The sequence below is a fragment of the Kocuria sp. APC 4018 genome (assembly GCF_030407675.1).
Classification (GTDB): domain Bacteria; phylum Actinomycetota; class Actinomycetes; order Actinomycetales; family Micrococcaceae; genus Kocuria; species Kocuria rhizophila.
This window is the reverse complement of the sequence record NZ_JASDCY010000003.1, coordinates 58799-82963: the sequence shown is the minus strand read 5'-3', so window position 1 is coordinate 82963 and position 24165 is coordinate 58799. Positions and strand designations below refer to the sequence as shown.

The window sequence follows — 24165 nt, the reverse complement described above, 5'->3', positions numbered from 1 at the left end:
CAGCTGTGGATGAATCAGCTGATGAGCACCAGGGACATGAGCCACAGCAGGGGGGAGCACAGCAGCGCCAGCAGGAGCACCAGCACGAACCTGCCGCGCAGCCGGGGGAACGCCACGATCCCGGCGACCCCGATGATCCCGGCCACCAGGGAAGTGACGGCACTCAGGATCAGCCCCGCCAGAAGCACCCCCATGGAGAACTCCGGGCTGAAGGAGTTGCCCACCAGGAACCCGCCGAAGAAGAGGACCACGGTCAGGGCCACACATCCCAGCCCGGCCCAGAACAGCCTGCGGCCCGTGCTCACCGTGTACACACTCCTGGAGATCATGACCTCGATCCTCCCACGAACCGCTCCGGAGAGGCTGGATGCCTCCGGGCATGGAAGAACCCCGTGGAGGGCATTCCACGGGGTTCTCACGGATCCTGCGCGGATCCACCGGGGTCCACCCGTCCGCGCCCCTTGACGGATGCGGACGGGCTCGCCGAGCACCGGGGTGCTGCGGCGGGACCACGGGGATCAGGCGGGGACGACCTCGAACTCCACGTTCGCGTTGACGTCCTCGTGCAGGTGGACCACGGCCTGGTACACGCCGGTGGTCTTGATGCGCTGGGTCAGGTCCACGCGACGCTTGTCGATGGAACCGAGACCGGCGTTCTCCACAGCGGAGGCGATGTCGCCGGCGCGGACCGTGCCGAACAGGCGGCCCTCGGCACCGGCCGTGACCGGAACGGTCAGGGTGGTGGAGGTCAGCTTGGCGGCGAGAGCCTGCGCGTCCTCGAGGGAGGACAGCTCACGTGCCGCACGAGCCTGCTTGATCGACTCGATCTGCTTCTCGGCGCCACGGCTCCACGGGGTGGCGAAGCCGCGGGGGAACAGGAAGTTACGGGCGTAGCCGTTCTTCACGTCCACCACGTCGCCAGCGGAACCGAGCCCGGAGACTTCCTGGGTCAGGATGATCTTTGCCATGAGTTCTCAGTCCTCTCTGATCAGCGGCCGGCGCCGGAGTAGGGCAGCAGTGCCACTTCACGAGCGTTCTTGATCGCCTGGGCGATCTTGCGCTGCTCCTGGACGGACACGCCGGTCACGCGGCGAGCGCGGATCTTTCCGCGATCGGAGATGAACTTGCGCAGCAGTGCGACGTCCTTGTAGTCGATCTCGGTGACGTCAGCCGCCTTGAGCGGGTTCTGCTTTGGTTTCGGCTTGCGAATTTCAGCCTTGGCCATCGTGGTGCTCCTTTTCTGGTGCGGAGCCCGCAGGCGAACCTGCGGGATGGGGTGGATTGTTGATGTTTAGAAGGGGGGCTCGTCCTCGGAGTCGGCGCCCCAGTCGTAGTTCCCGCCGGAGGACTGACCCCAGGGGTCACCGCCCTGCTGCGGTCGCTGCTGGCCGCCACGGCCGCCCTGGTTCCCGTTGAACCCGCCGCCCTGGTTGAAACCACCGCCGCCGCCCTGGGAGTCGTTGAACCCTCCCTGGCCGCCGCCCTGGTTTCCTCCGAAGCCGCCCTGACCGCCACCGAAGCCCTGGTTCCCGCCGTAGGAGTTTCCTCCGCCGCGCGAGTTCCGGTTGATCTTGGCGGTCGCGTACTTCATGGAGGGGCCGATCTCGTCCACTTCCAGCTCGGTGCTGGTGCGGCGCTCCCCTTCCTTGGTCTCGTACGAGCGTGCCTTGAGGCGGCCCTGGACGATCACGCGGGTGCCCTTGGTGAGGGACTCCGCCACGTTCTCGGCTGCCTCACGCCACACCGAGCAGCGCATGAAAAGAGTTTCCTGGTCTTTCCACTCGTTGCTCTGCCGGTCGAAGGCGCGCGGGGTGGACGCAACGGTGAAGTTGGCCACGGCGGCTCCGGACGGCGTGAAGCGAAGTTCGGGGTCTGCGGTCAGATTTCCGATCACTGTGATGACGGTGTCGCCAGCCATGTGAACCTCCGGATGTGTGGACGCTGGATGCGAGACTCAGTGGGTTGACAAGCATCTCATGGAGCCCGTGAGGGCTGCCGGGGAGAGTGCGGTGTGCAGTCCGGGTGAACCGCACGTCAGCTCACTTGCCGTGTATCTTCTGCTCTTCCGGGCGGATGATCTTGGTGCGCATCACGGCCTCGTTCAGGCTCAGGACACGGTCCAGCTCCTTGGCGGTCTGCGGCTCGGCGGTGAAGTTCACCACGGCGTAGATCCCCTCGGACTTCTTCTGGATCTCGTAGGCCAGGCGACGACGGCCCCAGATGTCGAGCTTGTCGACGGTGCCGTTCTCCTTGGTGACGACCTCGAGGAACTTCTTGAGGGTCGGCTCGACGGCACGCTCCTCCACCTCGGGGTTGAGGATGACCATCAGTTCGTATTCACGCATGTAAAGAACCCACCTCCTTCGGGCTGAGCGGCTGCGGTCCTTCCGCAGCAGGAGGTTCTGTGCGTTGTCGGTGCCGGCACGAGAAACGGCGCACGGCACACAGACTTGCCCACTTTACTACAGCGGAGCCTCAGTAGCCACTGACGCGCCGGGCCAGCCGGGCGTTGAGAGTGCCCACCCGCACCGGGATCACGAAGATGTCCACGAGCAGCAGCAGCCACAGGGGAATCAGCAGGAACCATCCGATGATGATGCCCACGGTGGCCCACCCCGCCACCCCGAGGGTGAGGTAGATCAGGCCCTGGAACGGTTGGGCCAGGTAGAACTTGTGGATCCCGAACTGGCCCAGGAAGAACCACAGCACGTACGCGAGCAGCGTGGACTTGCCACCCACCACGTTCACGTTGACCGTAGGGCCTCCCCAGGAGGCGCCGGCGGTGTTGCCGTACGGCGAGCCCGGACCGGCCCCGCCCCGCGGCGGCATGGGCTGCGCGCGGTAGTACTCCGGTTCCTCGGCCATGGTGGCTCCCCTGTCCTCGTGCTGCACTGCGGTGTCTCGGCTGTCTCCAGTCTAGGAGGGCCGAGGGCCCGCCTGGGCGTGGGTCAGCGGGGAGCGCAACCGGACGTCGGTGTCCAGGTGCTCCCCGGTGGTGCGGGCCGTCACCTCGATCTCGAAGGACACCGTCTCCACCATCTGCCGCCCGTTCTGCAGCCACGTGACCCGGGCCTGCGCCTGCCGGAAGGGCACCGCGTGGAAGGTGAGGGGATCCCGCGCGTCGGGCTCCAGCAGCAGCGCGGGACGCGAGGTGAGCTGCCAGCGCACGTTGGAGACCCCGTCCGCCAGACCGCTCGTCCCGGTCGGTGCGCCACCCCCGGACGACGGCGCCCGCTCGGCCTTCCGGGGCACGGGACAGGTGGCCGCGTCGAAACGCACCACGCTGCCGCACATGCTGAGGGTGTTCTGCACCTCGCGCTCTACCTCCTCCCACATGCGTGGCGAGGCCTCGTAGGTCATGCCCGCCTCGGCCGGACGCGGATCCGCAAGAGATATCTCCGTGACGGCATGCTTCCCGGCCAGCAGGTACGAGTCCTGCGGCAGGGCGACGTCGTACTGACCGGGGAGGCCCTCGAAGCGCCAGGTGCGGGCGGGACCGCCAGGAGGGGCGTCCGGGTCCGACCCGATCGCGGTGCCCTCGGGGCGGACCTTCTGCCCGTTGACGGCCAGCGCGTCCACGGCGGCGGGCAGGCGGACGGTCACGGGCGCGTGCTCGCGCTCGCGCAGCTGCCAGGCGTCGTTGAACGGCCCCCACGCCGTCACGAGGTGCACGGTGTAGGCGCGCCGGACCACGGAGCCGTCCCCCAGGCCCACGTCCACAGTGACCACCGCCGTGTCCCCGGTGACCCGGGTGCCCACGAACTCGTGGCGCTGCGGGCGGTTGCCCGCGGCTCGGTACGCGGGGTTGGTGAGCACCTGGTCGAGCCCGTCGTCCTCCGTGGTCAGCAGCGGCGCCATGACCTGCCGGGAGCTGCCGCCCTCCAGGTGGCTCAGGTAGGTGTCCACGGGGGACTCCGGGTCCCGAGCCACCAGGAACCAGTTCGCGGCGGAGGTCCACACCGTGACGATGCCGACCACGAGGGCGAGGACCACCACGAGCGGCACGGCCAGGGCGCGCAGGGTGGGCAGCGCCAGGTTCTCGAGGGCCTCGGGTTCGTGTCTGCTCATGGGTTCCGCGGCGGGCTACTGCACGGCGGAGGCGCCCAGGGCCGCCGCCTTGCGGCCCCGGAACATGTCCACCACCACGGCCACCACCAGGTACACGAGGAACGCGTAGCGCACCACGGCCAGCAGGTCCTGGGCGCTCCACCCGAACTCCTGCACCCAGGGCAGGGTGGGCCACGCCGAGCTGGGAAGCACCACGGTGGCCCAGTAGAGGGTCTCCACCACCTGCCACAGCGCGAACTCCACCCAGTTGCGCCGGCACAGGATCACGAGCGGCACGAGCCACAGCACGTAGGTCAGGGAGTACTCCTTGGCCAGCAGGATGTAGAGCGCCAGCAGCAGGAACGTCACCTGCACCACGGAGGGTTCACGCTTGCTCAGCAGTGCCACGAGCAGGACGAACACCAGGGCCAGCACCATGCTCAGCAGGACGAACTGGCCACCGTCCCCGGCGCCCAGGGAGACTCCGGTGCGAGGCTCCACGGTGGAGCCCCACACGTTCCACAGGGAGGAGCTGCCCGTGTCGGAGCGGACCATCTCGTTGAACTGCGCGAGCCACCGGTCCCAAGCCGTGAGCATGTACGTGCCGTTGATCACCGCCCACGCGAACACGGCCCACAGCAGCGCGGAGACGATGTCCTTCAGGAACCGGTGCCGGGCGGCCATGATCAGGATGGCCAGCAGCACCACCACCGGGAAGAAGGCCACGGACGCGCCGAAACCCACCATGATCCCGGCCACAGCGGGGTTGCCGCGCACGTACCCCAGGACGGCCAGCATCATGAAGAGCACGGCCCACAGGTCCCAGGACTGGAAGCCCACCAGCACCACCACGGGGGACAGCGCCATGACCAGCGCATCCGTGCTGCGGTTGCCGCTCAACGACGACACCACGGCCACGATCGCCAGCCACACCAGGGCCAGCAGCACCACCGAGAGGTCCAGGTAGAAGCCCTGCCCCACGTCCAGGCCCATCAGGGAGGACAGGTTGGAGGCGAACCACCCGATGATCGTGGTGATCATGCCCACCAGCACGGGCTGGTCCCCCGTGGGGCCGCCCGTGAAGAAACCTCCGGCCACGTCCGAGGAGTGCACCCCCAGATCGCCCGCGTCGATCACGGTGGCGCACAGCTGCGGGACCTGCTCCGCGACGTTCCACTCCGGCACGTGGCACGGGATGCGGATGAGGTAGGCCATCATCACCGTGTACAGCCCCACGCCCAGCAGCATCAGGCCGGCACTTGCTCCGGACCTGTTGCGCGCACCTTCGAGGCTCATGCGGGGTCTCCTAGGACGTGGGTGGGAAATCGATCACCAGTGTTCCACGCGGGTGCGCGTTCTCGGGCGTCATGTCACTCTGCGGCGCGCAGTGCCGGGCGACACCTGCCCGGTGGAGCGGCGCACGGCACCGAGTCCGTGGAACGGCGCGCGGCACCGGGCCTGTGGCGCGGCCCCAGCGCCGGACCACACCGGGGTGGCGCAGTGCCCCGCCCCTCGGCACGACGCCGCCGCTCAGCTCAGGAGCCCCCGATGCCCTTCTCACGGGCCCACCGCAGCAGCCGCTCCCGCGCCTCGTCCTCCCCGAGCGCCCCCTCGTCCAGGCGCAGCTCCAGGAGGTACTTGTAGGCCCGCCCCACCTGGGGTCCCGGCGGGATGCCCAGGATCTCCATGATCTGCTGCCCGTCCAGCTCGGGGCGCACGGCGTCGAGCTGCTCCTGCTCCGCCAGCTGCGCGATGCGCCGCTCGAGCTCGTCGTAGTGCCCGGCCAGCCGGGCGGCCTTGCGCCGGTTCCGGGTGGTCACGTCCGAGCGGGTCAGCCGGTGCAGCCGCTCGAGCTCGCTCCCCGCGTCCCGCACGTAGCGGCGCACCGCGGAGTCGGTCCAGTCCGCCTCCCCATATCCGTAGAAACGCATATGCAGTTCCACCAGGCGGGTGACCCGTTTGATCGTCTCGTTGTCGAAGCGCAGCGCCTTCATCCGCTTGCGTGTGAGCTTGGCGCCCACCACCTCGTGGTGGCGGAAGCTGACCGCCCCGGACGGCTCAAAGCGCCGGGTGGCGGGCTTGCCCACGTCGTGCATCAGCGCGGCGAAGCGCAGCGCGAAGTCCGGGGCGGGAACGGGGCCCGCCGGGTCCGTCTCCTTCTCTGCGGCCTGTTCCATGACCGTGAGGGAATGCTGGTAGACGTCCTTGTGGTGGTGGGCCTCGTCCGTCTCGAGCTGCAGCGCCGGCACCTCGGGCAGCACGATCTGCGCGAGACCGGTGTCCACCATGAGTTCCACGCCGCGCCGCGGGTGGGCGCCGCAGATCAGCTTGACCAGCTCCTCGCGCACGCGCTCCGCGGAGACGATCTCGATCCGCTGGGCCATGGCGGTCATGGCTTCCCGCACCGGTTCCGCCACCGTCAGACCCAGCTGGGACGTGAAGCGGGCGGCGCGCATCATGCGGAGGGGATCGTCCGTGAAGGAGTCCTCCGGGGTTCCGGGGGTGCGCAGGACACCCGCGTGCAGGTCCTTGATGCCCCCGAAGGGATCCACGAGCTCCATGTCCGACAGCCGCAGCGCCATGGCGTTGACCGTGAAGTCACGGCGGCGCAGATCCTCCGTGAGGTCGTCCCCGAACGCCACGGTGGGCTTGCGCGAGTCGGGGTCGTAGGCCTCAGCACGGTAGGTGGTGATCTCCAGCTGCATGCCCGCCTTGCGCATCCCGATGGTCCCGAAGTCCCGTCCGATCTCCCAGTGGGCGTCCGCCCAGTCACGGATGACGGCCAGGGTCTGATCGGGATCCGCGTCCGTGGTGAAGTCCAGGTCCAGGGCCTCCCGCCCCAGGAGCAGATCGCGGACGGGACCGCCCACGAGGGACAGGTCGTGCCCGGAGGCGGCGAAGAGCCGACCCAGTTCGAGGGAGACGGGATGGAGGGAGGAGGTGTCCAGCAGCTGCGTCATGATGCGAGCCATTATCGCATCACGGCCCCGAGCGGCCTCGCCGGCCGCCGCCACCGAACCGGGGCGGGGTCGCGCCACGGCTCCTCGACTGCCCTGCCGGGGCTGCGGCGGGGGCCTCCGGCGGCCGTCAGGGAGTGCCAGGTGATTGTGGCTAAGGTAGACGGCATGGCTTTCCCCGTACCCAGCGCGCCCAAGAGGCGACCGAACCAACCGGTCTCCGCGCTGCCCACGGTGGAAGAGGTCTCGGCCGGTGGGATCGTGGTCAACCTGTCCGACCCCACGCATCCGGTGGCCATCATCGCTCGCATCAACCGCGGTGGGCGCCTGGAGTGGTGCCTCCCCAAGGGGCATCCCGAGGGTGAGGAGACCAACCAGGAAGCCGCCGTGCGGGAGATCGAGGAGGAAACCGGGATCAGGGGCCGGGTGCTCTCCCCGCTGGGCAGCATCGACTACTGGTTCACCGTCTCCGGGCACCGTGTGCACAAGACCGTCCACCACTTCCTGCTGGAGGCCACCGGCGGATTTCTGACCACCGAGAACGATCCCGACCACGAGGCCGTGGACGTGGCGTGGGCGGGCATCGACGACCTCGGGCGCAAGCTGTCCTTCCCCAACGAGCGGCGCATTGCCGACATCGCCCGGGAATACATCATCCACCAGTTGTAAGGTGTCCCGTTCGACCCGTGCCGCGCCGCGGACGGTCCCACCCTTCGTGCAGGAGGCCTTGTTCCATGCAGAGCTCCGGGGCGCGCGCCAGCGCCATCATGGCCTCCGGGACCCTGGTGTCCCGGATCCTGGGTTTCGTCAAGACCTTCCTGATCACGGTGGCCATCGGCTCCGCCGCCACCATGGCGGACGTGTTCCAGCTGGCCAACACCCTGCCCAACCTGATCTACGTGCTGATCGCCGGCGGCGTGTTCAACGCGGTTTTGGTGCCGCAGATCATCAAGGCGTCCAAGTCCGAGGACGAGGGCGCTGACTACATCTCGCGGCTGCTGACGCTCGCCGTGATCGCCCTGCTGGTGATCACCGCCGCCGTGCTGCTGTGCGTGGGGCCCATCATGCGGCTCATGGGCCCCGGCTGGTCCCAGGAGCAGCTGGCCATGGGCACCATGTTCGCGGTGATCACGTTCCCCCAGATCTTCTTCTACGGGCTCTACACCGTGGTGGGCCAGGTGCTCAACGCCAAGGGCGCGTTCGGGGCCTACATGTGGGCGCCCGTGCTGAACAACGTCATCGCGATCGCCTCGCTGCTGGTGTTCATCTACCTGTTCGGCCCGTTCCGCACCACCCCGCACACGCTGGAGAACTGGACGTCGGCGCAGACGTTCTGGCTCGTGGGAATGTCCACGGTGGGCGTGGCCGCCCAGGCCTTCATCCTGTTCTGGCCGCTCGCCCGCCTGGGTCTGCGCATCCGCCCGCGCTTCGGGTGGCGCGGGATCGGGCTGTCCGCCGCGGGTCGGCTGGGCGGCTGGACCCTGGCCACCGGCGTGATCGCCAACCTCGCCTTCATGGCCCTGTACCGCACGGCGGCCATTCCCACCGGAGCGCGCTCCGACGTTCCCGCCGGCCCGGGCGGTCCCGCCCCGATCGCGGGCACGGCCGTGCTGGACCAGGCCACGATGCTCTACGCCCTGCCCCACGGGGTGATCGGGCTGTCCATCGCCACCGTGCTGTTCAACCGGATGGCGGCCGCCGCCGCGGAGCACGACCGCGAGTCCCTGGTGTCCTCCCTCTCCTCGAGCCTGCGCGTCACGGGCGTGGCCACGGTGTTCTGCATGGTGGCCCTGATCGTCTACGCCGGACCGCTGGGCATGCTGTTCTCCGGCGGTGTCCCCGCGGCGGGCGCCGTGATCGGACAGGTCATCACCGTGATCGCGATCGGCGCACCGTTCATGTCCACGGCGTTCATGCTGGGCCGCGCGTTCTACGCCCAGGAGGACGCCCGCACGCCGTTCATGGTGCAGCTCGCGGTGTCCGTGTTCACGGTGGTCGGCGCCGTGGTCATCGCCCACTCCGTCCCGCCCGAGCAGATGGTGTTCGCCGTGGCCGGGTGCTACGCCCTGCAGAACATCCTGGCCACGGTCATCTACCACTACGCGCTCAAGCGGCGGATCGGCGACTACGGCCTGTCCCGCATCGTGGGCTCGCACGCCCGGATCTTGGCGGCCTCCCTCGTTGCGGGGCTCGTCGGCGTGGCGGCCCTGTGGCTCATGGGCGGCTACAGCACGGACGGCTTCCCGTGGCACCGGCAGGTCACGGCGCTGGTCACCATCGCGGTCGGAGGCATCGCCATGGCCGTGGGCTACGCGGTGGCCCTGAAGGTCTTCCGGGTGCAGGAGTTCGCGTCCCTCGTGGCCCCGCTGAAGGCCAAGCTCGGCCGGTAGACTGCCGGAAAGTTCGTTCTCGCGTCCGTGCGACCGCCGCGGCGCCCGAATCAGAGGGAGCCACCGTGTCCCAGCCCATCGCGCTCGGAACCGTCCTGGGCGGCCGCTACAAGGTCAGCGCGTCGCTGCTGAGCACCGCCGACCACGACCACGTGCTCCAGGGCGAGGACCAGATCCTGCGCCGTCGGGTGTCCATCCTGGTTCCCGCGCCCGCGCACGAGTCCACCGTGGTGGAGAACGCCCGTTCCCTCGCGGCCGGCTCCGGGCACAGCGGCTTCCAGGTCCTGGACATGGGCCAGACCGAGGACGCCACCTACCTGGTCACGTCCTACGCACCCGCCACGGACCTGCTGGACGCGCTGCTGTTCGCGGACCAGCACTCGGACGACTACTCCCTCTCCGACGACATCTTCGGGGATGCGCGCACCGCGTCCTCCGCGTCCTACATCTACGAGGAGCCGGATCCCACCCAGCCGCAGCGCAGCGTCGCACCCCGCACGGGGGAGCCCCAGGACGAGGAGCCCGCCGTCACGCGCTGGAGCGCCTCGGACTACGACGACTACTCCTCGGCGCCGCCCGCACCGTCCGTGCGCAACAGGCTCGGCCTCGCGCGCAAGGTCCGCCCGGGTGCCGTGCGCTCCACCATGTTCGACCGCGCGGCCTCCCGCGGCGGCTCCGGTGGTGCCACGGTGGCCGCCGGCGCCATCGACCCCACGTACGACGGCGACAACCGCTACGAGAGCTTCGAGCGCACCGAGGGCAAGCCGGACCGCCTGGACGAGCGCCACGGCGGCTCACGCGCCGTCCCGTCCGGCGACGCCGCCGGGTCCCCTGACGCGCCCGGACCCCTCGACGACGCCGCTCCGGCCGCCGCATCCCGGGACCGCGCCGAGGGAGCCACCGCAGGTTCCACCGCGCGGACCGACGAGAGGACCGCGGGGCGGGCCACGGGGCGGACCACCGCGGGAACGGCCGATGAGAGCACCGGTGAGACCGCCGGTGCGGGAGCTGCCGTCGCGGGCACCGCTGGTGTCGGGGCCACTCTCGGAGGAGCTGCGGGGGCAGACGCCGCCCTCGGAGGAGCCGCGGAGGCGGGTGCTGCGGATCAGCGGAGCGGGCAGGGGCTTGATCCGGAGCCGGACCCTGCAGGCTCGGACACCGCGTCTTCACCCACCAGCACGGCCACGGTCGGTGCGGCCGCCACGGGCACGGGCGCCGGGGGCGCACCGGGCACCGACGGCTCCACCGCGGAGGACTCCCGCAAGGGGCCGTTGCGCTGGCTCCTGCTGCTCCTGCTGGCCATTGTGCTGATTGCCGCCATTGTCCTGGGGTTCCGGGGACTCGGAACCCTGACGAGCCAGTTCACCAGTGAGGGAGCACCGGAGCAGACCGCGGCTCCGGCGGATCCCAGCGGCTCTCCCGCCGCGACGGCCGCACCCAGCGCCGCGGCGGCGCCGGACGTGGCCTCCGCCTCCCGGCTGACCTCCGATCCGAACTTCATGGCGGACACGGACGCCACCCTGAACCAGGCCACGGACGGCGATCCCGCCACCTACTGGCTCAGCTACGGGTTCTCCAGCGCGCAGTTCGGCAACCTTGCGGACAGCGTGGGTCTCGCGGTGCAGCTGAAGGAACCCGCAACGGCCCAGGAGCTGACCATCCAGCAGGCGGACGGCTCCGGTGGCCAGTTCACCGTCTACGTCTCGGACCAGCCCTCTCTCGAGGGCGCCCAGGAGGTGGGCAAGGGCTCCTTCACCGGCCCCGAGGTCACCGTTCCGCTCGCGGACGCCGCCCGCAGCACGCCCCACCAGTACGTGCTGGTCCAGTGGACCGAGCTGCCCCAGCTGAGCAACCCCATTGGCGGATACCCCTTCGGTCTGCGGATCGGAGAGGTGGACGTCCGCTGACCCCACGGGGTCCGGGTGGTCCCCACGGTGGGCCCACGGGGCTGTCCAGGCCCCGGGAACCCGCGGTGCGGCGTCGTCGTCCCCCGTGCGGCGCGACCAGCCCAGGACGCCCCACAGGGTGGAATATCTGAGCGTGCTCCCCACGTTCTGACGTGTAGTCGACCTCCGCGAACGCGGTGACCCAGGGAAAGGCTTCGAAGCAGTGAGCAACCAGCCCGGCATCTTCTCCAGCGCCGTGAACATCGGCGTGGGCGGCGCCGCCCAGCCGTCCACCGCCCCGGCCGCGGCCCCGGGTGACGACGCCGTCCACGACGTCGTCATCGTGGGCTCCGGCCCCGCGGGGTACACCGCCGCGATCTACACGGCACGGGCCAACCTCAAGCCCGTGGTGCTGGCGGGCTCCGTGACCGCCGGCGGCGAACTCATGAACACCACCGAGGTGGAGAACTACCCCGGGTTCGTGGACGGCATCATGGGCCCCGAGCTCATGGACAGCATGCAGCAGCAGGCGGAACGCTTCGGCGCGGACATCCGCTTCGAGGACGTCGTCTCGGTGGAGCTGGACGGTGAGGTCAAGACCGTGACCATCGAGGACGGCACGGTCCTGCGGGCGCGCGCCGTGATCATCTCCACGGGCTCCGCCTACCGCAAGCTGGGGCTCGAGGACGAGGAGCGGCTGTCCGGACACGGTGTCTCCTGGTGCGCCACGTGCGACGGCTTCTTCTTCAAGGGGCAGAACATCGCCGTGGTGGGCGGTGGTGACTCCGCGATCGAGGAGGCCACCTTCCTCACCAAGTTCGCGGACAAGGTCACGCTGATCCACCGCCGGGACGAGTTCCGTGCCTCGGACATCATGAAGCAGCGCGCGTTCGACGACCCCAAGATCGAGATCCTGTGGAACACCAGGGTCACGGGCATCAACGGTGCGGACAAGGTGGAGTCCCTCGCCCTGGAGGACACGGTCACCGGTGAGGCCTCGGAACTCGCGGTCACCGGGCTGTTCGTGGCCATCGGCTCGGACCCGCGCGTGGACCTCGTGCGGGACCAGCTGGAGCTCACGGTGGACAGCACGATCGCCGTGGACGGCCGCTCCTCCACCACCTCGCTGCCCGGTGTCTTCGCCGCGGGCGACGTGGTGGACCCCACCTACCGCCAGGCCATCACGGCCGCGGGCTCGGGCTGCGTGGCCGCCGTGGACGTGGAGCACTACCTGGCGGCGCTGGACAGCTGAGCCGGCGGGGGCCGTGTGCACCCCCTGGTCGCTGACCCCACTCCTCCGCCCGGACCCGTCCCCGCGGACCCCTCCGGACAGAACCGTCCGGGCGACACCGACGAAAGGAACCAGACATGAGCTCAGCCAAGGACGTCACCGACGCCACCTTCCAGACCGAGGTCCTCGAGAACTCCAAGCCCACCATCGTGGACTTCTGGGCGGAGTGGTGCGGCCCCTGCCGCCAGCTCGGCCCCGTCCTGGACGCCCTGGCCGCCGAGTACGCCGAGCAGGTGGACGTGGTCAAGGTCAACGTGGACGACAACCCCGCAATCGCCTCCCAGTACGGCATCACCTCCATCCCCGCGGTGTACCTCTTCGCCGACGGCGAGGTGGCCAAGACCTCCGTGGGCGCCAAGCCCAAATCCGCGCTGGAGAAGGAGTTCGGGGAGTACCTCACCCCCTCCGCGTGAGACCACCCGCCCGGGTCAGCGCACCGACGGTGCGCTGACCCGGGTTTTCTCTGACATCATTCACCCCAGACCAGAAGCCCGCACGAGCGGGACGACCAACAGCAGGGAGGCCCACGTGCCGCAACCCACCGCAGGAGCACCGCTTCGCCACGGCGTGTCCGACCGACGGGTCCTGGGGCTCAGGGAAAGGCTGCTGCGCGCCGGCGCGCAGGACACCGAGCTGGCGCCCGACGCCGCCCGCGATCCCTCGGTCTTCGACGGTCACGTGGACCGGGCGGTGAGGGGTTTCCAACAGCGCAAGGGGCTCATCGTGGACGGTGTGGTGGGGCCGGACACCGAGGCGGCGCTCAACGATGCGCAGTACTCCCTGGGAGACCGGCCGCTGTTCCTGCAGGAGGACCGGCCGCTGCACGGTGACGACGTCGAAGAGCTGCAAACCAACCTCTCCCTGTTGGGTTTCTACTACGGACACCTGGACGGGACGTTCACGCGCCAGACCGAGTACGCGGTCAAGGAGCTGCAGAGCAGCCTCGGGACCGAGGTCGACGGCGTCGTGGACCGGGAGACGCTCACGGGACTGGCCCGCGTGAGCAAGAAGATCACCACCGCCAAGGCCTTCTCCCTGCGCGACCACCGGCGGCTGGAGTCGCTGCACGAGGCGCTCCGCGGACGGGAGGTCGTTCTGGTCCCTTCCGCCGCGAGCTCAGCCACAGCACCCGATGCCGCACCCCCCGAGTTCACCACGGCCCAGGACGAGATCACGATGGACGTGGCGGTCCGCGCCTACGACCTGCTGCGCAACGTGGGGGCCGTGCCCGTGCTGGTGGATCCCTCCTCCTGCGGGGGCTCCTCGCCCCAGGAAGAGCCAAAGCACCCACGCACGGAGCACGCTCCTGCCGTCACACCATGGGACCAAGAGTCCGAGAGCACTTCTTCCTCCCCGGGACCGAGCTCAGGGAACCGCGCGGCGGACGGTCGTGTGAGCGTCCGGACGCAGCAGGAGGCCCTGGCAGCGCACCCCCAGGCTGTGGTGCTGTGCTTGCAGTGCGACTGGAACCGCTCCCCACATGCTCAGGGCGTCGCCACGTTCTACTGGGGCGACCCCGCCACCGGACAGTCCTACGCACCCATCGGCCACAAGGCCTCGGACATGATCCTCCGGGAACTGGTGGCTCGAACCGGAGCCCTGGACCTGGGCAGCCACGCCCGGCAGTGGAGCACGCTGCGCAGCGCAGGGGCAGCCACCGCCTGGGTGGACCTGGGCTATCTCTCCAGCCCCGTGGAGCGGGAGCAGCTGCGCACCGAGTCCTACCGGTCTCGTCTGGCCGAATCACTGCTGTGCGGGCTCCAGCGCGTCACGGCTCCCGCGCCGGAGCCGACCGCCACGGGCACCATGAGCCTCGCGGACATCGAAGCCTACTACCGGGTGAACCCCCGTACTGAGGTGCACAGCGACCCCTCGGTCTGAGCGATGTGCCCTGCGTCTGTGCCCCTCTCTGCCCGGGGTGCGTGCGCTGCCGGTAAAGCTTGCGGACATAGAAGGCCCCGATGTTTCACGTGAAACATCGGGGCCTTCTGTGTCCTCGGAATGCCCCGAGGGTCCTTCTGGCGGTCAGTTCTCCGAATCGAGCTTGGGGTCCAGCACGTCGATGATGCGGTTCAGGTCCTCCACCGACGCGAACTCGATGGTCATTTTGCCCTTACGAGCGCCCAGCTGAATTTTCACGCTGGTGTCGAGCTTGTCCGAGAAGGCATCAGCGATGTAGCCCAGACGGTCGTCGTGTCGGGTGCTCGGCGCCTTGCGCCTGGTGGACTGGCGCTTGAGGCCGTCGGAGAGCGCCACCGCTTCCTCCGTCGCCCGCACGGACAGACCTTCCGCCACAATGCGCTGAGCCAGACGTTCCATCTCCGCGGGATCCGTCAACGCCAGCAGAGCGCGAGCGTGACCGGAACTCAGTACACCGGCGGCCACACGTCGCTGCACCAGCGCAGGAAGACGCAGCAGTCGCAGCGTGTTGGAGATCTGCGGGCGGGACCGCCCGATGCGCTCCGACAGCTGCTCCTGAGTGGCACCGAACTCTTCCATCAGCTGCTGGTACGCGGCCGCCTCCTCCAGGGGATTCAGCTGGGCGCGGTGCAGGTTCTCCAGCAGTGCATCACGGAGCAGGTCGTTGTCCGCCGTTTCCCGGACGATCGCGGGGATGGTGCTCATCCCGGCAGCCTGAACCGCCCGCCAACGGCGCTCACCCATGACCAGCTCATAGGCTTCCGGGCCACCGTCGCGGCTGGGTCGCACGACGATGGGCTGGAGAACGCCAAGTTCCTTCACCGAGAAGGCGAGCTCCGCCAGCTCGTCCTCGTCGAACACCTGCCGTGGCTGCTTGCGGTTGGGGTGGATGTCCGTTACCGCCAACTCGGCGAAGGTAGCACCCGGAACGGCTCGCAGGTCGCCGCCGTCACCCTTTAATTCGGTGATGCCTGCACCATCCGTGGGCACACCTGCGCTTGAATCGGGCGCAGTCTCCGGAGAGCTCTCGACCGGCACGGACGTGTCTTCGTCTCGAGTCCGCGCGCCGTCCACCGTGAGATCTTCTCCCATGTTCTGTGACCCCGTGGGGTCAGAGCCCTTGGTCGCGGATGTTTCACGTGAAACATCGCTCGCCCCGGTGGAACTGACCTGCTTTGAAGCCAGATCGCTACGCGTTTTCTGATCGTCCGCAGGAGACGCGGTGGGCCCGTGCGCCAGGGAGGAATTGCGCCCGGAATCCGGCGTGGATGTCTCCGAGACATGCGACGCGCCTTCGGGGCGCGTTGCTTGTAGCGTGTCCCCGTCACCGTCCGGCGTCACCCGCGACGTGCCCACAGGGCTGGAAGGGGCATCGGAGAAGGAATCTGGATCGGACGGCAGAAAGAACATGTCCACGGGCCGGCTCACATTCGTTGTGCTTCGCAGTGCCTGCCCCATGTCACGACGGCGTTGAGCTGCTCGACCTGTCGAATCCTTGGAACGACCGCCCGGCCGGGACGCGCCTGCACTGGATGTTTCACGTGAAACATCGAAGTCCCGATCGCTGTCCTTTCGGACTGAGCTCTCATGCCTCGCGGAGTCCTGCGTGGTTGACGCCGCGCGTGCCCTGGGCGTGGCGGATTGCTCGACATCAGCATGTGCGCCTGGCCCTTCGGAGCTGACCGCATTCTTCCGCTCGCTCCCCGTGCCGACGGCTGCGGCGCCGGAACCGGCACCGGCACCGGCACCACCATTGGAGGACTTCCTGGCCCCCACGGTCTTTGCGCCGTCCGAGGACGCCTTGCCGGCCGTCGTCCTCGTGTTCTTGTCCATCTCCTCGGCCCCCGCAGCACTGCGCGCCTCCACTGCCGTGGCCTTCGTGGACTTCTTGGCTCCAGACCCGGCCTTCTTAACCGCGTCAGTCCCGGAAGAATGAGAGGTCGCCTTGTCGCTTGTCGTCGTTCGCTTCGATGAAGGCGCGCCCTTGCCTGCCGTTCCGGTTGTTGGCGCCTTGCCGGTCGAGGCCGCGTTCTTCGAGTTCCCGGATGTCTTGGATGCCTCTGCGCCGCCGACCGAGCCGGTTCGCTGACGTCGTTGACCGCTTTCCGGCTTACTGGGCTCATCGGTGGCCTCGTTCTGGCTCCCCGCAGCTTTGCGTTGAGTCTCCGGTTCTCCACTGGGGATGAGGGCACCAAGACCTCGCCCAAGACCCCGACGTCGTTCGACCACGTTCATGTCCTTTCACCGATGATGTGCTGCCCATCGTAGTCGTGGTGGGGTTCGCCCCTCGCGTTGTCGGAAGCATTCCCCGACATGTCCTGGGGCGTCCCGAGTCAATCAGGGAGTCGCTCGGCACCCCCACTGCGAATAGCACGATGCCCCGATGTTTCACGTGAAACATCGGGGCATCCCGTCGTGGGCCGCATCCGCCGGTGAGATCATCCGCGCCCTGGCCGGCGGTCTTAGCTGCCCTGCATGCTCGGCCGCCACCTCATGTGAACCAGTCAGTGGCGCCGACTCACGTGAGGCATCATTCCCGGGAAGTGCCAGGCTCCCGCGTGGCCAGTTCAGCCGCCGCTTCAAGATAGGAGAGCGCGCCTGTGGAGCTCGGGTCGTAGGTGATGACACTCTGCTGGTAGCTGGGTGCTTCCGAGATCCGCACAGATCGCGGGATCATTGTCTCCATGACCTCGTCCGGGAAGTGCTGACGCACTTCGTCTGCCACCTGCGACGCCAGGTTGGTCCTGCCGTCGTACATGGTCAGCAGAATGGAGGAAACCGTGAGCTGGGGGTTGAGGTGCTTCTGGATCATCTTGATGTTGTTGAGGAGCTGGCTCAGTCCCTCCAGGGCGTAGTACTCGCACTGGATGGGGATCAGCACCTCCGTGGCCGCCACGAACGCGTTGATGGTCAGCAGACCCAGGCTCGGGGGGCAGTCGATGAACACGTAGTCCAGCCGCGGCAAACCGTTCTGCTCGCGTGACTCCGCGTACTCCGCGAGAGCTCGTTGCAGACGCTGCTCGCGAGCCACCACGGACACCAGCTCGATCTCCGCGCCCGCGAGGTCGATCGTGGCGGGGAGTACCCACAGGTTCTCCATCTCGGGAGACTCCTTGACCACGTCCGCCACGGGCACCTCGTCGATGAGGATGTCGTACACCGAGTCCGCATCCGCTCCGTGGGGAATGCCGAGGGCAGTGGAGGCATTGCCCTGGGGGTCGTTGTCGACCACCAGCACGTGCTGACCCTGCTGGGCCAGCGCCACCGCCAGGTTCACGGACGTGCTGGTCTTGCCCACGCCGCCCTTCTGGTTGCTGATGGTGATGAAGCGAGTGTTCTTCGGATGCTCCAAGTGGACGTTCTTGAGCTTGGCGCGACGCTTGTTCTCTTCCACGAGTTTCCTCCCCAGAGCGGTATCAGCCACCGCATCCTGTGCTGCAAGACCGGCGTGAGCGTCTGTTTCACGTGAAACATGCTTGCCGCGATCCGGGACAACCTTTTTGGACTGATTAGCGGGATCGGGCGGCAACCCGAAATCGTGTCCGCGTTTCACGGCCTGCGGGTCGTGCTCCGGGGTGGTCATCGACAGTCCCTTTCATGGCTGATGCGTGCTCCTCGTAGCTTATCCGCATCCGTCCCCGCACCCTGGTGCCAGAGGCAGGTCAGAGCACCAGGCGCACCACCGTGGTGGGTTCGGCCAGCAGGTCCTCGCCCACGGTCAGAACCTCCGACTCCCTGACACCGAAGCGCCCCAACTTCTTGGACGCCTTCGTGAGCTCGTCCTCCGCCGACCGGCCCTTGAGGGCGAGCAGCTCACCCCGGCCCTTCAGCAGGGGGAGGGTGATGTCCACGAGACCGACCAGAGCTGACACGGCGCGCGCCGTGACCACGTCCACGGTGCCGACATCCTGCTTGGCCTGCTCCGCGCGGGCCCGCAGCACCCGGACGTTGTCCAGCTCGAGGTCGGAGACGACCTCCTCGAGCCACACCACGCGCCGTTCCAGCGGTTCCACCAGGGTGATCTGCAGATCCGGGCGGGCGATGGCCAGGCACAGACCCGGCAGACCCGCCCCCGACCCCACGTCCACCACGCGCGAGTCAGCGGGGATGAGCTCCTGCACCACGGCGCAGTTGAGAACGTGCCGCTCCCACAGGCGCGGGGCTTCCCGGGGCCCGATGAGACCGCGTACGATCCCGGATGAGGCCAGGTGCTCCGTGTAGCGCCGCGCAAGGTCCAGCCGGGGGCCGAAGATGGCCCGCGCCGCAGGTTCCAGGTCCCCGAGTGGTGGAGCCGGCTGGGGCTCCGGTGCGGCCCGGTGAGCGGGTTCCTGGCCGGAACCGCCTGCCCCTCCGGCCGACGGCCCCGCGGGCCGTCCGTTGGACTCCTGGGCGCTCATACGCCGGCCGAGATCACGATGTGGCGCCCAGCGCCGTCGCCCTCGGACTCGGAGACCAGCCCGGCCTCCGCCACGGCGTCGTGCACGATCTTGCGCTCGTACGGGGACAGGGGCGGCAGGTGCACGCTCTCGCCGTCCGCGCGGACCCTGGCCACGGCGTCGTCGGCCAGGGAACGAAGCTCGGCCGCGCGTTCGTCCCGGTGACCCGCCACGTCGAGAATCAGGCGGCTGCGCCGCTGCGTGGCACTGAGGACCGACAGGCGGGCGAGCTCCTGAAGAGCCTCCACGATCTCACCGTCCTGGCCCACGAGAGCCCGCAGATCGGCGTCGTCGTCCTCGGCCACGACGGAGACGTAGGTGCGGCCGTCGCGCACCTCGATGTCGATGTCACCGTCGATGTCCGCGGTGTCGAGGAGCTCCTCGATGTAGTCCGCGGCGATCTCGCCCTCCTCCTCCAGCGGGGAGAGCGGGGCAGTGTCCACCTGCGACTCCGGTGCCACGGTCTCCTCCAGAGCCGTGTCCTGGGCGTTGTCCGTCTCGTTCATGGCGGGAGACCTCTCAGCCGTTGTTCTTCTTGGTCTGCTGCTTCTGACGCTTCTTGGACACGGGCTGGTTGCGCTGGCCGGCAGCCGCACGCACCCGCTGCTCCTCGACCTTCTCCTCGTGCTCCTTCTTGGTCATGCCCACGGGGGGCAGACCCTTGGCGGCGCGCCGCTCGTTGAGCTCGCGCTCCGCCTGGGAACCCTTGGTGGGGTTGTTGCGGATGACCCACCACTGCTGGCCCATGGACCACAGGTTGGAGACGGTCCAGTAGACGAGCACGCCCAGGGGGAAGTTGATGCCGCCCACCGCGAAGATGATGGGGAACAGGTAGAGCATCATCTGCTGCTGGCGGTACATGGGCGAGGCCTTGGCAGTGTCGCTCATGTTGCGGGCAGTCAGCTGCTTCTGCGTGATGAACTGGGTGGCGCTCATGGCCACGATCATCACGATCGCCAGGATGACCGTGGCGGTGTGGTTGCCGTCACCCGGCTGCATCAGTGTGGAGAACAGCGGGGCGCCGAAGATGGTGGACTCGTTGAACTGGTGGACCATCTCCGGCGTGAGGAGGTGGATCGCCTCGTTGTTGGCGGCCGCCTGGGGGACCGAGCGCAGCACCTGGAACAGGGCGAAGAAGATGGGCATCTGCACGATCACGGGCAGGCACGCCGCGAACGGGTTGGAGCCGTGCTTCTTGTACAGGGCCATCTGCTCCTCCGCCATGGCCTGGCGGGAGAGCTGGTCCTTCTTGCCCTTGTACTTGGCCTGCAGCTTGGCCATCTCCGGCTGCAGCTCCTGCATGCCGCGCATGGACTTGATCTGCTTGAGGAACAGCGGGATGGTCAGCGTCCGCATCACCAGGGTGAGACCCACGATGCACAGCACCCAGGTGAGACCGGACGTGGGATCGGCACCGATCAGGGTGAACAGCTCGTGAAACACCCACAGGACTGCGGACACGATCCATTTGAAGGGCAAGAGAATCAGGTCGAAGAAGTTCATCGAGCGTTGGCTCCTTGAGCCGCATGGTGGCGGGCCTGACAGTCGTGCGTGTACTCACGCACGAGGTTCGGGTGGTTGAGCAGAACGATTCTGGGGGTCGTGGCGAGGGTCGGGAACTCCCGGCCACCCCCCGGGATCCTGTCGATCCCCCCGGCGGCCCAGGGGTGGCAGCGCAGCAGCCGCATAACACTCAGCCCCAGTCCGCGCACAGCACCGTGCACGGTGACGGCTTCGAGCGCGTAGGCGGAGCAAGAGGGGAAGTAGCGGCACACGTCCCCGTAGAGCGGGGAGACGATGGTCCTGTAGAGCTTGAGCAGGGCGATCAGAAGGTTCTGCGGAGCCTGCTTGACCGCGCCGAGCACACCACCCGAGGTGTTGAACTCGTGCGGGGCGCGTGCCAGCAGCTGCTCAGGAGTCACCCGTGGTGTCACGTGCGCCTCCTTCTCGATCGTCCACGGGGCACGTTACGGCATGGTGCCCGGGACCAGCTGTGAGCGTCATCGTGCCCGCCGCACCGCGGCCGTGAATGCGGCCCGGTAGTCGCTGCCCAGTTCGTCCCAGTCCGCGGCCGCAGCGGGGGGCAGGGCCCGCACCACCACGTCCATGCCGTGGGGCTGGTCCCGCACGCTGCTCGCGCTGAGCTCGCGCAGCCGGCGCTTGACCTTGTTGCGCGTCACCGCGTTGCCCACGGCCTTGGAGACCACGAACCCCACGCGGGACGGTTCACCCGTGTGCATGCGCACGGATACGACGACGTTCCGGCGACCGCTGCGGGCACCGGAACGTACGGTGGTCGTGAACTGCGCCGAGGTCCGCATCCGGTGCCGAGTGGGCAGCATGACGCGAACCTCGAGACGCGGGGGCTCAGGCCGAGAGGCTGGCGCGACCCTTGCTGCGGCGGGCACCGATGATGGCGCGGCCGGCGCGGGTGCGCATGCGAGCACGGAAGCCGTGCTTGCGGGCGCGGCGGCGGTTGTTCGGCTGGAAAGTCCGCTTGGGCATTAGTCACTCCATGAGGTTGGACTACGGTGAGCCGACTGCGAGAAGTCGCAGGGGGCGCACGCGGTAGGTTTCTGGGGGCGTGCGGGCATGCAGAGATCGCGATGCTGCACGCACAAGACCTATCCACAGTAGTCAATGGGGCCAGCCGGGTCAAATACCGGGCTCGACGCCGCCCGCCCCCGGGTCCGAGGCCGTCGCCGACCAGAGCTCCCGCCGCCGGCCAGCGGGCACCGCGCCGTTACCGCCACGAAGGGCCCGACCCGGAGCTGCCCTGCCGGTGGCCACCCGGCCCGCAGACCCGCACCCCGCTCTCCCGAAGGGGTCGCACGCGCGGCGGACAGCACTTCCACAGCTGTGCATCCACGGTCCCCAGGGCATGTGGAAAACGGCCGGTCCGCGCCGTGGCGCGGCAGGTTATCCCCAGGCGCGAACTACACGTCTGTAGTTCCACCTGCCCGCGGATTCGGGCTATGAAGTGCCGTGACACCTGATCTAGGCTGAACCCCACGGCCACCCCCCACGAGGTTTATCCACCGCTGTGAACAACTCTGTGGAAAACTGGGCCGTTCCCGGTCCAACACGTCAGGAGTCGCTCATGCAGCAGGACAACCAGACACTGTCCGAGCAGTGGGCAGAGTGTGTCCGCTTCATGAACGAGAATCCCCGGGTGACCGGGCGCTCACGCGGCAACATCGCGCTGTGCGAACCCCGTGGGCTGATGGGCTCCACGCTCCTGGTGGCCGTTCCCAGTGAGGTCACCCGCGAGTTCCTCCAGCACCGACCCATGTCCGAGATCCTGGACGACACCGTGCACAGGGTCTTCGGCGCCGACACCCTGGTGGCCTTCGTGGTGGACCCGGAGCTCGAGATGCAGCCGAGCCCGTCCCGGCCCCCGGCTGACACCCGCCGCGCCGGCGCTGATCGCACGCACCGCGCCCCGGCGGACGGTGGCCGGGCGGACACCGAGTCCAGCTCCACCCAGCAGCGCGGACCCAGCGCGCCCTCGCTGACCGAGATCGAGGCGGAGCGCGCGCCGGGCTCGTTCCTCACCCCCCAGGAACAGGCGGCGGATCCCGAGAGCCGGTTCTCGACCCGTCCCGGCGCAGAGCCGTCCGTTGCCCCACCCGGTCGGGATGCGGAGTTCGGAGGACTTCCGCCCCGCAGGGAGCAGACCCCGGTCCCCGCGCCGCGGGAGGTGCTCACCACCGGCAACGGCTCGGACACCAGCCCCGCCGATTCCGAGTGGGACAGCTCCGCCCGGCTGAACCCCAAGTACGTGTTCGACTCCTTCGTGATCGGCCAGTCCAACCGTTTTGCCCACGCCGCAGCGTTCGCGGTCGCGGAGACCCCCGCCAAGGCATATAACCCGTTGTTCATCTACGGGGACTCCGGCCTGGGCAAGACCCACCTGCTGCACGCCATTGGCCACTACGCCAAGCGGCTCTATCCCAAGATGCGGGTGCGGTACGTGAACTCCGAGGAGTTCACCAACGACTTCATCAACTCCATCCGGGACGACGAGGGTTCGTCCTTCAAGGGCATCTACCGCAACGTGGACCTCCTGCTGATCGACGACATCCAGTTCCTCGCGGGCAAGGAGCACACGCAGGAGGAGTTCTTCCACACCTTCAACGCGCTGCACAACCACGAGAAGCAGATCGTCATCACCTCCGACATGCCTCCCAAGCAGCTCACCGGCTTCGCCGAGCGCATGCGGTCCCGGTTCGAGTGGGGTCTGATCACCGACGTGCAGCCGCCGGAGCTTGAGACGCGCATCGCGATCCTGCGGAAGAAGGCCATCAGTGAAGGCATGGATGCCCCGGACGACGTGATGGAGTACATCGCGTCCCACATCTCCACGAACATCCGCGAGCTCGAGGGCGCGCTCATCCGGGTGACCGCGTTCGCGTCGCTCAACAAGCAGCCCGTGGATCTTCCCCTCGCCGAGCTGGTGCTCAAGGACCTGATCACGGACGACGGCGGGCAGGAGATCACCGCGGCGTCGATCCTGGGCCAGACTGCGGCGTTCTTCAACATCACCCTGGACGAGCTGAAGTCCAAGTCCCGCACCCGGACCCTCGTGACGGCTCGGCAGATCGCCATGTACCTGCTGCGCGAGCTCACGGACATGTCCCTTCCCAAGATCGGGCAGGAGCTGGGGGGGCGTGACCACACCACCGTGATGCACGCCGACCGCAAGATCCGCACCCTCATGGCGGAGCGTCGACAGATCTTCGACCAGGTCACGGAACTGACCAACCGGATCAAGCAGCAGTCGCGCGAGGGCTGAGCCCGGCGGCGAGCACCCGCACCGCAGAGATCCTCCACGGGGCCCTGGCCATGTCCGGGGCCCCGTTCTTGTGATTCGTCCACAGGCACGGACCGCTCCACCCCGCGCTTCTGGAGGCGCGTTCCACAGCTCCAGGGCCCTGTGTGGACGGCCTGTGCACGGGCGAGAACGAGGCGGTGTGGAAAAATCTGTGGACAACGAGCCTGGGCCGGTGGAGAACGTCTGCGAATCGGTGGGCAGTGCTGTGGAATCCCCGGAATCACGCGGAAGTTCTGCACCGAGCGGTCACAGGCAGGTGGCCGCCGATCCACAGTGCATCAACACCGTGGAGCCGCTCGACGGCTGGGATGCAGGCGGTTATCCACAGAACCCACAGGGGTTATTAACACTTCTGACCCTTAAAGAAAGATCCACCGAATAACAAAAATCCGGACGATCCGCCC

General features: G+C 68.3%; 25 protein-coding genes. 8 read left to right on the top strand and 17 right to left on the bottom strand.

Translation table 11 applies throughout. From position 1 onward, the window contains the following. Positions 1 to 14: 14 nt before the first annotated feature. The 9 genes from QL985_RS01295 to QL985_RS01255 all read right to left on the bottom strand — a co-directional run bounded on the left by QL985_RS01295 (position 15) and on the right by QL985_RS01255 (position 7007). Complete coding sequence (locus QL985_RS01295; protein WP_059281286.1) at positions 15 to 329, bottom strand: hypothetical protein; 315 nt, start codon at positions 327 to 329, stop codon at positions 15 to 17. A 189-nt stretch (positions 330 to 518) separates the two neighbouring features. Continuing rightward, the gene (gene rplI / locus QL985_RS01290; RefSeq protein ID WP_012399404.1) at positions 519 to 968 is read right to left on the bottom strand and encodes a 50S ribosomal protein L9; all 450 of its coding nucleotides are present in this window, start codon (positions 966 to 968) and stop codon (positions 519 to 521) included. A gap of 20 nt (positions 969 to 988) precedes the next feature. Then, on the bottom strand, positions 989 to 1225 hold the full coding sequence (gene rpsR, locus QL985_RS01285; RefSeq protein WP_012399405.1) for a 30S ribosomal protein S18: 237 nt from the start codon (positions 1223 to 1225) through the stop codon (positions 989 to 991). Positions 1226 to 1291: 66 nt separating this feature from the next. Continuing rightward, the gene (locus QL985_RS01280; protein ID WP_059281287.1) at positions 1292 to 1918 is read right to left on the bottom strand and encodes a single-stranded DNA-binding protein; all 627 of its coding nucleotides are present in this window, start codon (positions 1916 to 1918) and stop codon (positions 1292 to 1294) included. 121 nt (positions 1919 to 2039) lie between these two features. Further along, on the bottom strand, positions 2040 to 2345 hold the full coding sequence (gene rpsF / locus QL985_RS01275) for a 30S ribosomal protein S6 (RefSeq protein ID WP_012399407.1): 306 nt from the start codon (positions 2343 to 2345) through the stop codon (positions 2040 to 2042). A 130-nt stretch (positions 2346 to 2475) separates the two neighbouring features. After that, complete coding sequence (locus QL985_RS01270) at positions 2476 to 2865, bottom strand: TM2 domain-containing protein (RefSeq protein ID WP_039102103.1); 390 nt, start codon at positions 2863 to 2865, stop codon at positions 2476 to 2478. Between the two features lie 51 nt (positions 2866 to 2916). Continuing rightward, complete coding sequence (locus QL985_RS01265) at positions 2917 to 4068, bottom strand: hypothetical protein (RefSeq protein ID WP_019310408.1); 1152 nt, start codon at positions 4066 to 4068, stop codon at positions 2917 to 2919. A gap of 15 nt (positions 4069 to 4083) precedes the next feature. Continuing rightward, positions 4084 to 5343, bottom strand: coding sequence for a glycosyltransferase 87 family protein (locus tag QL985_RS01260; RefSeq protein ID WP_059281288.1), 1260 nt, complete (start codon positions 5341 to 5343; stop codon positions 4084 to 4086). Between the two features lie 239 nt (positions 5344 to 5582). Beyond that, positions 5583 to 7007: a CCA tRNA nucleotidyltransferase gene (locus tag QL985_RS01255; RefSeq protein WP_223110091.1), complete on the bottom strand. Its 1425-nt coding sequence runs from the start codon at positions 7005 to 7007 to the stop codon at positions 5583 to 5585. A 165-nt stretch (positions 7008 to 7172) separates the two neighbouring features. On the opposite strand from QL985_RS01255, the gene QL985_RS01250 reads away from it, so the two are divergent. The 6 genes from QL985_RS01250 to QL985_RS01225 all read left to right on the top strand — a co-directional run bounded on the left by QL985_RS01250 (position 7173) and on the right by QL985_RS01225 (position 14452). Next, positions 7173 to 7673: an NUDIX hydrolase gene (locus QL985_RS01250; RefSeq protein WP_029603333.1), complete on the top strand. Its 501-nt coding sequence runs from the start codon at positions 7173 to 7175 to the stop codon at positions 7671 to 7673. A 65-nt stretch (positions 7674 to 7738) separates the two neighbouring features. Next, positions 7739 to 9394, top strand: coding sequence for a lipid II flippase MurJ (locus QL985_RS01245; protein WP_019310412.1), 1656 nt, complete (start codon positions 7739 to 7741; stop codon positions 9392 to 9394). Between the two features lie 65 nt (positions 9395 to 9459). Continuing rightward, the gene (locus QL985_RS01240) at positions 9460 to 11301 is read left to right on the top strand and encodes a hypothetical protein (protein ID WP_059281290.1); all 1842 of its coding nucleotides are present in this window, start codon (positions 9460 to 9462) and stop codon (positions 11299 to 11301) included. Between the two features lie 247 nt (positions 11302 to 11548). Next, the gene (gene trxB / locus QL985_RS01235) at positions 11549 to 12532 is read left to right on the top strand and encodes a thioredoxin-disulfide reductase (RefSeq protein ID WP_059281318.1); all 984 of its coding nucleotides are present in this window, start codon (positions 11549 to 11551) and stop codon (positions 12530 to 12532) included. Positions 12533 to 12648: 116 nt separating this feature from the next. After that, positions 12649 to 12984 carry a thioredoxin gene (gene trxA / locus QL985_RS01230; protein WP_259921384.1) on the top strand — a complete coding sequence of 112 codons (336 nt, stop codon included), beginning with the start codon at positions 12649 to 12651 and terminating at the stop codon, positions 12982 to 12984. A 154-nt stretch (positions 12985 to 13138) separates the two neighbouring features. Beyond that, positions 13139 to 14452, top strand: a complete 1314-nt coding sequence (locus QL985_RS01225; protein WP_019310416.1) for a peptidoglycan-binding protein — start codon at positions 13139 to 13141, stop codon at positions 14450 to 14452. Between the two features lie 144 nt (positions 14453 to 14596). Here the strand turns inward: QL985_RS01225 and QL985_RS01220 are convergent, their stop codons facing one another. After that, the gene (locus tag QL985_RS01220) at positions 14597 to 15901 is read right to left on the bottom strand and encodes a ParB/RepB/Spo0J family partition protein (protein WP_237708748.1); all 1305 of its coding nucleotides are present in this window, start codon (positions 15899 to 15901) and stop codon (positions 14597 to 14599) included. Positions 15902 to 16436: 535 nt separating this feature from the next. Between QL985_RS01220 and QL985_RS01215 the strand changes: the two genes are divergently transcribed. Beyond that, positions 16437 to 16580 (top strand): hypothetical protein, encoded by a 144-nt coding sequence (locus QL985_RS01215; RefSeq protein ID WP_019310419.1) that lies wholly within the window; start codon positions 16437 to 16439, stop codon positions 16578 to 16580. Positions 16581 to 17021: 441 nt separating this feature from the next. Here the strand turns inward: QL985_RS01215 and QL985_RS01210 are convergent, their stop codons facing one another. The 7 genes from QL985_RS01210 to rpmH all read right to left on the bottom strand — a co-directional run bounded on the left by QL985_RS01210 (position 17022) and on the right by rpmH (position 21432). After that, positions 17022 to 18074, bottom strand: a complete 1053-nt coding sequence (locus QL985_RS01210; protein WP_290147284.1) for a ParA family protein — start codon at positions 18072 to 18074, stop codon at positions 17022 to 17024. Between the two features lie 79 nt (positions 18075 to 18153). After that, positions 18154 to 18888, bottom strand: a complete 735-nt coding sequence (gene rsmG, locus QL985_RS01205; protein WP_191871947.1) for a 16S rRNA (guanine(527)-N(7))-methyltransferase RsmG — start codon at positions 18886 to 18888, stop codon at positions 18154 to 18156. Then, positions 18885 to 19433 (bottom strand): R3H domain-containing nucleic acid-binding protein, encoded by a 549-nt coding sequence (locus QL985_RS01200; RefSeq protein WP_039101587.1) that lies wholly within the window; start codon positions 19431 to 19433, stop codon positions 18885 to 18887. Before QL985_RS01200 ends, rsmG begins: the two co-directional genes overlap by 4 nt. A gap of 13 nt (positions 19434 to 19446) precedes the next feature. Beyond that, positions 19447 to 20430 (bottom strand): membrane protein insertase YidC, encoded by a 984-nt coding sequence (gene yidC, locus QL985_RS01195; protein WP_101888159.1) that lies wholly within the window; start codon positions 20428 to 20430, stop codon positions 19447 to 19449. Further along, the gene (gene yidD / locus QL985_RS01190) at positions 20427 to 20861 is read right to left on the bottom strand and encodes a membrane protein insertion efficiency factor YidD (RefSeq protein ID WP_224764933.1); all 435 of its coding nucleotides are present in this window, start codon (positions 20859 to 20861) and stop codon (positions 20427 to 20429) included. Before yidD ends, yidC begins: the two co-directional genes overlap by 4 nt. Positions 20862 to 20927: 66 nt before the next feature. Further along, complete coding sequence (rnpA, locus tag QL985_RS01185; protein ID WP_039101584.1) at positions 20928 to 21269, bottom strand: ribonuclease P protein component; 342 nt, start codon at positions 21267 to 21269, stop codon at positions 20928 to 20930. 25 nt (positions 21270 to 21294) lie between these two features. After that, a complete protein-coding gene (gene rpmH / locus QL985_RS01180) occupies positions 21295 to 21432 on the bottom strand; it encodes a 50S ribosomal protein L34 (protein WP_012399425.1) in 138 nt (45 codons plus the stop codon). Positions 21433 to 22027: 595 nt separating this feature from the next. Here rpmH and dnaA point away from each other — a divergent pair. After that, complete coding sequence (gene dnaA / locus QL985_RS01175) at positions 22028 to 23722, top strand: chromosomal replication initiator protein DnaA (RefSeq protein ID WP_039101583.1); 1695 nt, start codon at positions 22028 to 22030, stop codon at positions 23720 to 23722. The last annotated feature ends 443 nt before the right edge of the window (positions 23723 to 24165 follow it).